A 12,005-nucleotide genomic window follows, 5' to 3' on the forward strand; every position below is an offset into this window, starting at 1 on the left:
AGTTATTTATCCTGGCTAATTTGTCATTTGTCAGCCAGGTAGATAAAGCAATTACTTTACCTACCTGGCTGAAATTTAGACAAATAAATCGAGGGGTAAATGTCCATACATTTCGTTGATGCCCTCAGTATTGTATGACTGACAAGAGACTAATACACCACGATGATGACCAGCGTAGGAATCGATATAACACAAGCCATTTTTGCCGTTTAATTTAATATAAACTGGCCCTTCAATGTCAGGTAAATTACTCGGTGCTTCATAACCAAAAGCCTGGGAATAAGTTTTCATGGACAGCTTTCCTGATTCGGCTGTATCCGCACAAATACCCAAAATTTGGTAATCAGAAAGGCTAGTTATGAGAATTAAAGCCCGCCGCACTGAAGCTTTTTCTGATGGCTTGAGGATTGGTGCAATATCTAAACAGTTAAACTTGTTGAGAATTTTTCTTGCGTCTTCAGCCGTGAGATTGGGGTGATTAGGAGTTGACATGAATATGGTTGATGGAGGTTTTTGGTGATTATTTGGATTTGAGGTGGTAATTTCCTACTATACTAAAATGATTTATCCAAATTAGGGCTGACTTTGAGTATTACCTAAGTTGAAAATAAAGGGTACACTATTTTTTGCGTCGTTACCCATCACTAAGACGTTGGGCATTTGAGCGCCGCCAGCTTTCCATGCTTCAATCGCTTCCTTTTGCAAAACTAACTGTCCACCTTGGGCTTTGAGCGTTTCTGCCAACAATCTTTGCGCTTCTGCTTTACCTTTAGCACGATTAACTTCAGCTTGTGCTTCCTGTTCAGCTTCTCTCGCTACATAAACGGCTCTTTGCGCCCGTTGTTCAGCGATTTGCTTTTCTTCGACTGCTCGCGCAAATTCGGGCGAAAAAGTCAAGTCAACTACACTAGTATCTAATACAATTATCCCATATTTATCTAGGCGATCGCCTAATGCATTGTCAAAGTCTTCCTTTAATTCGCTGCGTTTGGTGATTGCTTCTTCTACGGTTCTGCGAGCAGCAGCAATTTTAAAGGCTTCTTGGGTTTGCGGGGCAATGATTTTGGAGACAATATTGGCTAAGGTGCCTTGTTTACGTCTCACCTCTACTACCTGGGTGGGATCGAGGCGAAAGTTAATGGCAAACCGTGCCGATAGATTTTGCAAATCCTTAGTAGAACTCTCTGCCGGCACTTCAAATTTTTGTACAGTTAAATCATATACATCTATTACCGAAATAAACGGTGGTTTAAGGTGGATACCTTCTAATAAGGCTCCATCTCTGGCTTTACCCAAGATACTAATTACTCCAGCTTGACCTGGGTTAATAATAATAAAGGAATTAAATGCAATACTCACCAGGATTGCCAAAAAGACACCTAAAACAGTGGTTTGCCAATTCGCAAATTGCTGATTCTTCAATTGTTCATCTCCTTAATTATCTCCGCAAGTAAATATTTTTATGGGCATGGGGCATTGGGCATGGGGCATTGGTAATTGGTAATTGGTAATTGGTAATAAAAATTTCTCCCTCATCTCCCTCATCTCCCTCATCTCCCTCATCTCCCACGCTCTGCGATCGCCTGGTTCAAATGTCGTGGTAATATCAATTGCACGCAACTGAGACTCATTGTGGCTACAGCATTTAAATCTCATCAGGTATCAAGAAAGCGTAGGCATTCTGTGCATCCCCTCCAGCGTCTTTTGGATTATGGGCATCAGTATCGTAAACAAATTTGGCTGGCGATTGGTTGTTCCATCCTGAATAAGCTGTTTGATTTAGCACCACCCGCTTTAATTGGGGTAGCGGTGGATGTCGTTGTTAAGCAACAGGATTCTATTATTGCTCAGTTAGGGGTAAAAGATGTCTTTGGACAATTTTTAATTCTCTCCCTGCTCACTGCCATCATTTGGATACTAGAATCGGTTTTTGAGTACGCATACGCTCGGATTTGGCGTAATTTAGCGCAAAATATTCAGCATAATCTGCGTCTAGATGCATACAATCATTTGCAAGATTTGGAATTAGCTTATTTTGAAGAACGCAGCACTGGCGGTTTAATGTCCATTCTCAGTGATGATATTAACCAACTAGAGCGGTTTTTGGATGTAGGGGCTAATGATATTATCCAAGTTGCCACAACAGTAGTCATTATCGGTGGTGCTTTCTTTGTTTTGGCCCCTAGTGTAGCGTGGATGGCGATGTCGCCGATGCCGTTTATTCTCTGGGGTTCCTTTGCTTTTCAAAGGTTGCTTGCGCCACGTTACGCCAATGTGCGGGAAAAGGTGGGTTTCTTGAATGCGCGCTTGGTGAATAACTTAAGCGGGATTATGACGATTAAAAGTTTTACCGCTGAAGATTACGAAACTTCCCGCTTAAAGCAAGACAGTGACGCTTACAGGCAAAGTAACGCTAAAGCAATTCAACTTTCTGCTGCCTTCGTACCTCTAATTCGGATGCTGATTTTGGTGGGTTTTACAGCATTACTATTGTACGGCGGTATGGCATCTGTGGCAGGCAAGATGTCTGTGGGGACTTACAGCGTGTTGGTATTTTTAATTCAACGCTTGTTGTGGCCTTTAACTAGATTAGGGGATACTTTTGACCAATATCAACGGGCAATGGCTTCTACTAATCGCGTCATGGATTTATTGGATACACCCATAGCAATTCACCCCGGTGATAGGGCTTTACCTGCAAAGACAGTGCGTGGTGAAGTGGAATTTAAAAATGTGACTTTTGCCTATCAAGATAGATTCCCGGTAGTTAAAAATCTATCTTTGCAAATTCCGGCTGGTCAGACAATTGCGATTGTCGGTTCTACGGGTTCCGGTAAAAGTACTTTAGTTAAACTTTTGTTGCGGCTGTATGAAATCAAAACTGGCAACATTACCTTAGATGGTATTGACTTACAAGATTTAAATTTGCGGGATTTACGCCGCTGCATTGGTTTAGTCAGTCAAGATGTATTTTTGTTTCATGGCACAGTAGCGGAGAATATTGCTTACGGTAGCTTTGCAGCGACTGAGGAAGAAATTATCACAGCGGCGAAGGTAGCAGAAGCCCACGACTTTATTATGCACCTGCCCCAAGGTTATGAGACAATCGTCGGGGAGAGAGGACAAAAATTATCTGGTGGACAAAGACAGAGAATTGCGATCGCGCGTGCAGTGTTAAAAAATCCCCCGATTTTGATTTTAGATGAAGCGACCTCGGCGGTAGATAATGAAACAGAAGCCGCAATTCAGCGATCGCTCGAACGGATTACAGTTAATAGAACCACAATTGCGATCGCACATCGTCTTTCTACCATCCGTAATGCTAATTGCATTTATGTCATGGAACATGGGAAATTAGTAGAGTCTGGAACCCATGAGCAATTGCTAGAACAAAACGGTGTTTACGCTAGCCTCTGGCGCGTACAATCTGGTTTGAGATAAAGTCAACCTCACCCCCAACCCCTCTTTGCAAGCAGAGAGGGGAGAATTACGAATTACGAATTACAAATTACGAATTATTTATGTTTTTTGGTAGTACCCAACCGGAATCAGGCGATAGTAAATGGCGTAGTCAATTAGAGAGATTTGTCAAAGCAAATCAACCAGAATTGGCGGCGCTGTTTTGGGGACTGTGGTTAGAAAATGGTAACAGTCAGGGTACTATTGGTATTGATTTACAGCCAGCACCGCATTTTGTTTATTGTCCAAAAGATGAGGTAGAGAAATTAAATAGTCGGGTTGAAAATCGACTGCAAGAAATTATAGGAATTATTGAGAATCATCAACCAGAAGTAGAAGTGGTGATGATTGGTATTGGTAAAGGTGAAATTAAGTTAATTCAATTTGCGCCAGAACCACCACCACCAGCTTGTTTTGAGCAAATTGGTAAAGATGTCGATAGTTTATTGGAATTGTTAGAACAACGGATGCGAGAACAGATTGCTTTGTAAAGCAGAGGAAAACAGAATAATTCTGCTTACCTCTGCGCTAGTTTTTATCTCATCATTTGTGCCAAGCTGTGTAGAAATCTGGATAGTTTAGATTATTGGCACAATGCCAGATAATATGAAATACAGCATCGTAGCGATAAGAACTATTTTTAGCAAACGGTTGGCTGAGGTAGCCTTTTAAAGCTGTAATGACTTGCGGTAGATGTTCGCTGCGGAGGATTTTTGTCAAAACATCAGCTATATCCATTAAATAAGATTCATAGCATAACTGAGTAGTGGCGTTATTATTGCAGCAGTTCTTATTGTCATCATCCTGCGTAAAGGTTTGAATGAATTGGATAAGAGTAGTGATAACTTCGTTGAGTTTGTCTCGCACCAATTTGTCACTGCAATCAAGTTGTTCAAAATTATGAACTGCAATAATTAAAAATGATGCATATTTATACGGATTGTTTTGTGCTATCTGGCATAAAGTAGCGATCGTTTTTGGATTAGCAGGATCAATTTTTATCAGGTTTTCGCTAGCATACATCTGCACCCACTCACTCTGAGTAGTTTCCAGAAGCCGAGATAAGGTGTTAATTACTAGTATATTCCCAGGAATTAACTCTCCTAAATAGACAGCAGCAATACAACAAATAGACTCATCCTCAGTTGTGACAATTTTTTCTATTAGTGTAGTGATCGCTATTTGATTACCAGGATCAATTCTACCTAAGCTCCAAGCTGCATCGCATAATATGTAATCATTGTTAGTGGCAAAAATCAATTCAATTAAACTTGCAATAACAGCTTGATTTCCAGCGCCCAGACTTCCCAAATCCTTAACTGCTATATTAAGATAAGAATGATTTTGAGCAGTCTTAATCAGTTGAACTAAGGCGTTAATTGCCAGTTGATGACTGGGGTCGATTTCTAACAACTTCTTAGTTGCTGCCCATGCAATATATTTGGCATACTCTGGATCTGCTGGGGATTGTCCTAGATTTTTTACTAACTCGCATAAAACATTAATAGCAACTTTGTTACCTGGATCGATTTCCAGCACATATGCAGCTACGGAATTTATGAGAGATATACTCGCAGAATTTTCCAGAAGATAAATTAAAGCCTGGATTACAGCAGCATTACCGGGATCGAGTTGCCAAAGTACTTTAGCTGCATCTAAACAAATTCTATCGCCTTGGTTGATTTGCAAGAATTTGACGAGAGATGCGATGGCTGCGCCAACGTCTTTGACGAACGCAGTTTGATTACCGACAGCGATTTTTCCTAAAGTTGCGATCGCCTCCCAGCAATTATACTTGTTTGGCGTTGTCTCCATAATTTGAATTACAGATGCGATCGCACTTTCACTGCTAACAGCTATTTTCTCCTGATTTGGAACCGAATGTAGTAGCGCCAAAGCTGCAAATGCACTTTGATTACCCGGATCGAATTGTGCTAATTTCTCTGCTGCTAGGCGCATAATTGTGCGACTTTCAGTAGTATGAACTAAATCCACAAAGGCAGCAACTACACGGTTTTTATCGGTTAATTCCAGAGTTTTTCTAGCTGCTTTAACTAGAGGTTTTGGAACTATTTGCCAATCTCGCTTATCCTGACGAAAATAGCCATAACTCCATTTCAGCAGTTGTGCAACAATCGCATCCCCTAAACTGCATTCCGGGAAGTAAGCTAAAGCTTCAGCAGCCAAGAAGTAGGCGCGGTAACGATAAAAATCGCCGCAATTATCATCAAAATTTATTAAAGCCTGGATAAATTCTTCTTTTTGCGCCTTAGATACATCCTCTCGCCTAAACCAGTACAGAATTTCAGCTTTCCACTCTGGCTCAAAAATGCGGTAATTACCTTGATTTAGAAGAGTGCGTTCGTCAGAGAAGTTGGCGCAGCCATCGCAGTTAAAGAAATATTGCCAATCATGCATAGCCTCCTATCCACTTTACAACGTGGGACGAAAGGGACTTGAATTGGATTTTGCTACATCACTTGGCTGCCTGTCAAGTCTTAGTGCCTAACCTCTTTGTAGTAAGACTCAATTCACTTGCGATAAAATGGCTTTTCTTGGGAAACCTAACAAATATGGCTGGTAATTTAATACCCGCCTGGTTTCCTAAATCTTGCGAATGTTTATGCAACAGTTAAAAAATAAAGTAACGAATAAATTAGAACGAATATTAGAGCAAAATTTAGTACCCCGTTTAGTCAAGTGGGGAGAATACTTAGAAAATAAAATTAGGCGTTACAAGCATCAACAACTGAAGCCGCAATTAAAATTTTGTGGTGCAGATGTGCGATTTAAGCGAGATATCAAAATTGAGCATCCACAAAATGTTTCTCTAGGGAATAAAGTTTATATTGGCCCGGATGTTTTATTAGATGGTCGTGGTGGCATCACAATTGGCGATAATAGTACAATCGGATTTAACGTTGTTATCCTGTCTGCAAATCATGATTATCAAAGTAATGAACTGCCCTATGAATATAATGTTTATATTCATAAACCAGTAGTTATTGGTCGTAATGTTTGGATTGGTGGTAATGTTCTCATTGTTCCTGGCGTGACAATTGGAGATGGAGCAATTATCGCAGCTGGTACAGTTGTCACTGGCAATGTTGAGCCTTTAGCAATTGTTGGTAATCAACCGATGAGAACTATTAAATATCGCGATAAAGAACATTATCAACGCCTTGCAAGCGAGCAAAATATTAGCTAAAAACTAGGGTCTATATCAATACTGCTCGGTTAAGGATTGTCAACTCTTAATTTGGTTTGGGGAAAAGGTGAAAGGGTAAGGGTTAAAGGTTTTTTCTTGTCCCTTTTCCCCTTCGCCTTTTGCCCTTAACCGACAAGTATTGAGGTCTATATAAGACTCATATTTAATTTTGAATTATATGTAGGGTGTGTTGTCGCGCAGCGCAACGCACCAAAGTCTCGAATACGGTGCGTTATCACGAAGTGTAACGCTACTGGACTGTCTAGACTAAAATAGTGCATGAAAAAACTTTTGTAGGATGGGTGTCTCACCCCTCCTGGGCGGACAAGATGTCCACCCCACAAGAAAATTATATTGCCACATTTTAGCCATGCCACGCCACTACATATACTGAGATTTTTTCGGAAATTAAATCGGATTCCTATAGAAGAAAGATTTTCTGTAATTTTCTAATTGAATGATGCGTTCGCCTTGGCGAACGCATCCTACGTCTTAATTACGAATTACGAATTACGAATTACGAATTAGTAATTAAACTATTTCCACGCTTTACTTGAAGTCTTGCAATCATTCGCAATCCTGGGGGTGTGGAAAGAGTTAAGCCACGGCGTACAGGAGACACAGGACGTTTATTTACTAATGAAACTTGAAAATGTGACAGAATTGTTGCTAAAACAATTTTCATTTCGTATTGAGCAAATGCTAACCCGATACAGCGACGATTACCACCACCAAAAGGTAAGTATTCGTATGGGGAAAATTGCCTTTCTAAAAAGCGTTCTGGGCGAAATTGATCAGAATTTGGGTAAACTGCTTCGCGATGATGCGCTAAATAAATGCTGGGAACAATGAAGGTTCCTACAGGTAATTTGTAACCCATAATTTCAATTGGATATTTTGCCACCCTCAGAAAACCATTGATCACAATTGGATAAATCCGCAATGTTTCTTGACAGACTGCTGTTAAATAAGGCAACTTAGCAATGCTACTCGCATCAGGATTGACACCAAGGGTATCTAGTTCTTGTAGTAACTTTTCTTGCACTTCTGGTAATTGGTCAATCCAATAAAAAGCCCATGTTAATGCAGAAGCAGTAGTTTCATGCCCTGCAACCAATAATGTCATTAATTCATCACGTAATTCTAAATCTGACATTGGTTGTCCGTCTTCATAACGAGCCGCCATCATCAAACTGAGGATATCTTGACGATTGTGGTTAGATTCAGCCCGGCGTTCTTGAATCAAAGCATAAATTAATTGGTCAATTTTTTGCAGTTGGCGGATTATCCTACCCCAAGGACTCCATGCACCTAAATCTTGTCGCATAAATTTAAACAAGAAGGAAGCAAACAGCACAGGAGAACCGATAAAATCTAGCAAAGAACTGAGCAATTGCCGCAGTTCTTGAAACCGCTCACCTTCATCCAAACCAAACACTACTCGTAAAATGACGCGCAAGGTAATTTCTTGCATGGAGTTACGGATATTGAAAGGCTTACCAATCTGCCATTCGTTACTTATCTGTTCAGCAATTTCACGAATATCTTGGCCGTAAGCCCGCATTCTTTCACCATGAAAGGGCGGGGTTAATAGCTGCCGTTGGCGTTGGTGGCGATCGCCATCAAGTAAAATTACAGAATTATCACCTAACAACAATCTTAAAATTCCGTCCCCCCCACCAGTCTGAAAATAACTCGGATCGGCAGTAAAAATCTCCTCTATCGCTTGGGGATGGCTAAAATATACTAGATGGTTAGCACCCTTACTCCAAACAGTGAATGAATCACCGTAGATTTTGGCAAAACCTTCTAAATATTGCACTGGTTGAGTCACAAACTTGAAAAGCCTTTGCCAACGCGGTAGTTTTGGCCCATCAGGTAAGCTGTAAGTGAGTGTCATATAAAATTCCGAGGATGAGATAAGTTTCGGCTTTTATTGTTACAAGTTTTTCTAATATTGAGGGCGGAAAAATCCCTCGCAAGATATGAGTATTTGCTACTAATTAATTGCCAAATTCTATTAGAATAAAGTTAAACTGATACGCGTCGAGATTGTAAATTTTTACATTTAGACCGTCTTTAGTCATTGGTCATTTGCCTTTTGTGTTGGCAAAAGACGAAAGAGATTGCTGGCTGCTGGGAATTGTAAGCAAGTGTTAGCAAAATAAGTAGTGGAGGCACAAAGCAGTATATTCTTATATGGCAGCGTCGGAAGTTAAAAAGTGCCAAACATCATTGCTATACTCAACGGTAAAGGAGGTGTCGGTAAAACGACTACCGCAGTCAATCTGGCTGCAAACTTTGCCCAAAAATACAATGTAATTCTGATTGACGCAGATATTCAAGGTTCTGCCAGTTGGTGGTTTGGGCGCAATCAGAATGGTATGGGGTTTGATCTATCTCAAGAAACAAATCCGCAACTTTTAGGTGATTTAAGAAAGCTAACAGGTTACGATTTAGTAATAGTGGATACGCCTCCGGCGCTGCACTCTGAAGCATTGGCGACGGTAGTAGCGATCGCAGATTATCTCGTTTTACCCACACCCCCAGCACCAATGGATCTAACCGTCTTAATTGAGACAGTCAGAAAAGCTGTCATTCCTTTGGGAGTTCCCCATCGGGTGCTGCTTACCAAAGTCGATCCGCGGAGTGTTGGGGAAGCAGTTGAGGCGCAAAACACCCTCACGCGATTAGGAATCCCCGCTTGTAAAACCTTTATCCGCGCCTATAAAGCGCACGAGAGAGCAGCACTTGAGGGTGTGGCGATTACTCAATGGCGAGGTAAACACGCACTGGAAGCGCAGTTAGACTATCGTCGTGTAGCTAATGAATTACAGCTTGATTGGAGGAATAATGGTTAAAAAACGTCTATCTGATTTATTACAAGAAGAAGCACAAAAATTTACGCCGTCTGAAGGTGAAACAGCGATTGAGGTAACTGCTGAAGCTGTTAGCGAATCAGCAGAAACATCAACGCAGACACCTGATTCATCAACTACAGCTAGGCGTTCCACACCCACCAAGGCTGATTTAGAAAATACTATTAAAGAGCTAAAAGAAAGTCTGGAAAAATCTCACGCCACAGAAACCAACCTCCAAAAACAAGTTACAGATTTAGAATCAGCTGTATCTGAACAAAAAGCATTAGCTACAAAGCTCACAAAAGAACTTGAGGAAGCTAAACAAGCTGCTTTACATCTAGCAGAATCTAACTCAAAGCTGATAGAAGAAATTAATTCTTTGAAAGCTGAACAAGAAAAATTTGTAGAAGCTAATTCGCAGCTTGTAGCCCAAAGTAATGCTTTAAAGCAACAACAAGAAACTTATAAACCAGTAAAACAGACTCATGGTCAAGACTATTATAGAAAATCACATAGATCATCAGAAAGATTAGCGATCGCACAACCAGATGAACCAGAAGATAGTTCTTCGCAGATGTGGTTGCTTGATTGATAATGCTTCCCGTGAATTCTATATAAAAGGGTGTGTGAGGCGTAGCTGTAACGCAGTACCTCTGGCAAAATAGGGATGCGTTACGCTGACGCTAACGCATCCTACGTTTTTAAAATTCAGGGGTATTGCGGCCAAATTCTAAAATGTTTTTAGCGGTGATTTGTGGTTGTTCTAGGTGAGGAAGATGCCCACAATCTTGTATCCATAAAAGTTGACTGTGGGGAATTGCGCGTTTAAATCTTTGAGCATCTTTAGTACCCAAAATTTTATCGGAGTCACCCCATAAAATTAGTGTAGACTGCTGAATTTCGGCTAATTTTTTAAATCTAAAAGCGCGATAACCACCACTTTTAGTAAAAGCAATTAAAGCTTGACTCCAGTTTGGCATTTGTAGGTGTAATGCGGCACAATCTACACCATCATTGGTTACCAATTGTTGAGCTTTATAAGCTGCGCGAGAAATGCGATCGCGCACTTTGGGATTACGCAAAAATTCTGTGGCGAAGTAATCCAAAGGGGGAAACATGAATTTGCTTAATGGTGAACCACCCTGCAAACCTGCACTATCCATTAACACTAGTTTGTTTACCGCTTCAGGATAGGTGAGTGTAAAGTCAATTGCTGCTGCACCCCCCATTGATGCACCAAGCAAAATTACAGGTTGGTTAATGAGGGTTTTCCAAAAATAATAAAGATGAGTTTTAATTGCAGTGGGACTATAGTTAATTCCAGATAGTCTTTCTGTAAAACCAAAACCCAATAAATCCACAGCCCAAGTTTCATTTTCTGCGGCTAATAATGGGAGTAGTCGCCGGAATTCTAAAACTGAACTATCAAAGCCATGAATTAATAAAATTGGTACACCACCACTACCTTGATGTACATAGGTAGTATTGATTGGTTGAGTAGCCAGAGGAGTGGCGATCGCCTGAGATTGAATACTTTGAGCAAGTGCGATCGCAGCAGGTTCTTGTAGTTGCCCAACGGCTGTAGGTAAAAAACTTCCAAACATAAACTTCAGTTTACCATACTGTTTGGACAGTTTTGCCAATAATTCAAAGGGCACAGCATTGCTGTGCCCTTCTGATCTGTTACATTCTGTTTTTAAATTGGCATTACTTAATCAACTGGAAAGAGTTGAAGAATTTTTGCGTATCGCTAACTTCAGGAGTTTCTATACTACCAACCATCATAAAATATATTTTCTGTCCAACCAGAAAAAAGCGACTGTTATAAATCGTGCCATTTTTTTCATCTTTGACTTTAATTTCTTTACCGGGATATTCTTCAAACTGAATATTTTTTTGACTCAATAACTTGCTTTCATTTTGTAACATTCCTTCTAGAAAAGCATCGATTAATTCTCCCGGAGCTACCTGGCTGACATCAATGCTAAAGTCTGCATATCCCACAATAAAAGCATTTTTATCTCCAGTAACACCGTGCATTTTTAAAGATTTAATACCTGAGGAATTAGAATTTTCAGGCTGAGATATCTCTTCTACTTTGCCATTAGGAAAAAGCACAGAAAATTTTCCTTCAGATGAAGAAAATTCTTGCCATGCTGGTGTGGCTGCAATAACGCTTGATGTGGGTAATTGCTGAAGATTGTTTATCGGTTTTGCTTCAACTTTTGGATTGCTCAGTGTTTCTACTAATACTAAAAATACAGCAGCTAAAAATAATTGGTTCAATTTACGGTTTGTTTGTAACATTGGATTGTCTATTGAAATTGACAATTCCATTAAAGCTGCTATTTATGCAGATAATCAGGGAGATATCTCTGAATTTTTGTGATTTTATTGTAAGTTTTTGTAAAAATTAAATAACTAGGTTGGCAAAATTAAAAATAACTGGCTGAGGCTGGAATTATTCATTGGTAAGA

General features: G+C 40.1%; 12 protein-coding genes. 5 read left to right on the plus strand and 7 right to left on the minus strand.

Features of this window, described 5'->3' with window-relative positions; translation table 11 throughout:
* Nucleotides 1-75: 75 nt before the first annotated feature.
* The 3 genes from HG267_RS30455 to HG267_RS30465 all read right to left on the minus strand — a co-directional run bounded on the left by HG267_RS30455 (nucleotide 76) and on the right by HG267_RS30465 (nucleotide 1,570).
* Complete coding sequence (locus HG267_RS30455; protein ID WP_045873169.1) at nucleotides 76-492, minus strand: DUF1824 family protein; 417 nt, start codon at nucleotides 490-492, stop codon at nucleotides 76-78.
* An 81-nt stretch (nucleotides 493-573) separates the two neighbouring features.
* Entirely contained in the window at nucleotides 574-1,422 is an 849-nt protein-coding gene (locus HG267_RS30460; protein ID WP_045873168.1) for a prohibitin family protein, read from the minus strand.
* 16 nt (nucleotides 1,423-1,438) lie between these two features.
* Complete coding sequence (locus tag HG267_RS30465) at nucleotides 1,439-1,570, minus strand: histidine kinase (protein WP_096621777.1); 132 nt, start codon at nucleotides 1,568-1,570, stop codon at nucleotides 1,439-1,441.
* A 62-nt stretch (nucleotides 1,571-1,632) separates the two neighbouring features.
* Here HG267_RS30465 and HG267_RS30470 point away from each other — a divergent pair, with 62 nt between their 5' ends.
* On the plus strand, nucleotides 1,633-3,441 hold the full coding sequence (locus HG267_RS30470; protein ID WP_045873167.1) for an ABC transporter ATP-binding protein: 1,809 nt from the start codon (nucleotides 1,633-1,635) through the stop codon (nucleotides 3,439-3,441).
* 80 nt (nucleotides 3,442-3,521) lie between these two features.
* Nucleotides 3,522-3,950: a hypothetical protein gene (locus tag HG267_RS30475; RefSeq protein ID WP_045873166.1), complete on the plus strand. Its 429-nt coding sequence runs from the start codon at nucleotides 3,522-3,524 to the stop codon at nucleotides 3,948-3,950.
* Between the two features lie 52 nt (nucleotides 3,951-4,002).
* Here the strand turns inward: HG267_RS30475 and HG267_RS30480 are convergent, their stop codons facing one another.
* Nucleotides 4,003-5,877, minus strand: a complete 1,875-nt coding sequence (locus HG267_RS30480; RefSeq protein ID WP_045873165.1) for a HEAT repeat domain-containing protein — start codon at nucleotides 5,875-5,877, stop codon at nucleotides 4,003-4,005.
* Nucleotides 5,878-6,082: 205 nt separating this feature from the next.
* On the opposite strand from HG267_RS30480, the gene HG267_RS30485 reads away from it, so the two are divergent.
* Entirely contained in the window at nucleotides 6,083-6,667 is a 585-nt protein-coding gene (locus HG267_RS30485; protein ID WP_052335352.1) for an acyltransferase, read from the plus strand.
* Nucleotides 6,668-7,184: 517 nt separating this feature from the next.
* Here the strand turns inward: HG267_RS30485 and HG267_RS30490 are convergent.
* Nucleotides 7,185-8,567 (minus strand): cytochrome P450, encoded by a 1,383-nt coding sequence (locus tag HG267_RS30490; RefSeq protein WP_045873164.1) that lies wholly within the window; start codon nucleotides 8,565-8,567, stop codon nucleotides 7,185-7,187.
* Nucleotides 8,568-8,889: 322 nt separating this feature from the next.
* On the opposite strand from HG267_RS30490, the gene HG267_RS30495 reads away from it, so the two are divergent.
* Together HG267_RS30495 and HG267_RS30500 are read left to right on the plus strand one after the other, a co-directional pair.
* Nucleotides 8,890-9,528 carry a ParA family protein gene (locus HG267_RS30495; RefSeq protein WP_045873163.1) on the plus strand — a complete coding sequence of 213 codons (639 nt, stop codon included), beginning with the start codon at nucleotides 8,890-8,892 and terminating at the stop codon, nucleotides 9,526-9,528.
* Complete coding sequence (locus tag HG267_RS30500) at nucleotides 9,521-10,120, plus strand: hypothetical protein (protein WP_045873162.1); 600 nt, start codon at nucleotides 9,521-9,523, stop codon at nucleotides 10,118-10,120. The genes HG267_RS30495 and HG267_RS30500 overlap by 8 nt, the downstream gene beginning before the upstream one ends.
* Before the next feature lie 109 nt (nucleotides 10,121-10,229).
* Here HG267_RS30500 and HG267_RS30505 read toward each other — a convergent pair whose 3' ends face one another.
* Nucleotides 10,230-11,132, minus strand: a complete 903-nt coding sequence (locus tag HG267_RS30505; protein ID WP_045873259.1) for an alpha/beta fold hydrolase — start codon at nucleotides 11,130-11,132, stop codon at nucleotides 10,230-10,232.
* A 103-nt stretch (nucleotides 11,133-11,235) separates the two neighbouring features.
* On the minus strand, nucleotides 11,236-11,865 hold the full coding sequence (locus tag HG267_RS30510; protein ID WP_045873161.1) for a hypothetical protein: 630 nt from the start codon (nucleotides 11,863-11,865) through the stop codon (nucleotides 11,236-11,238).
* Nucleotides 11,866-12,005 lie beyond the last annotated feature (140 nt).

Origin of the sequence: Tolypothrix sp. PCC 7601 (genome assembly GCF_025677855.1) — a bacterium.
Classification (GTDB): Bacteria; Cyanobacteriota; Cyanobacteriia; order Cyanobacteriales; family Nostocaceae; genus Aulosira; species Aulosira diplosiphon.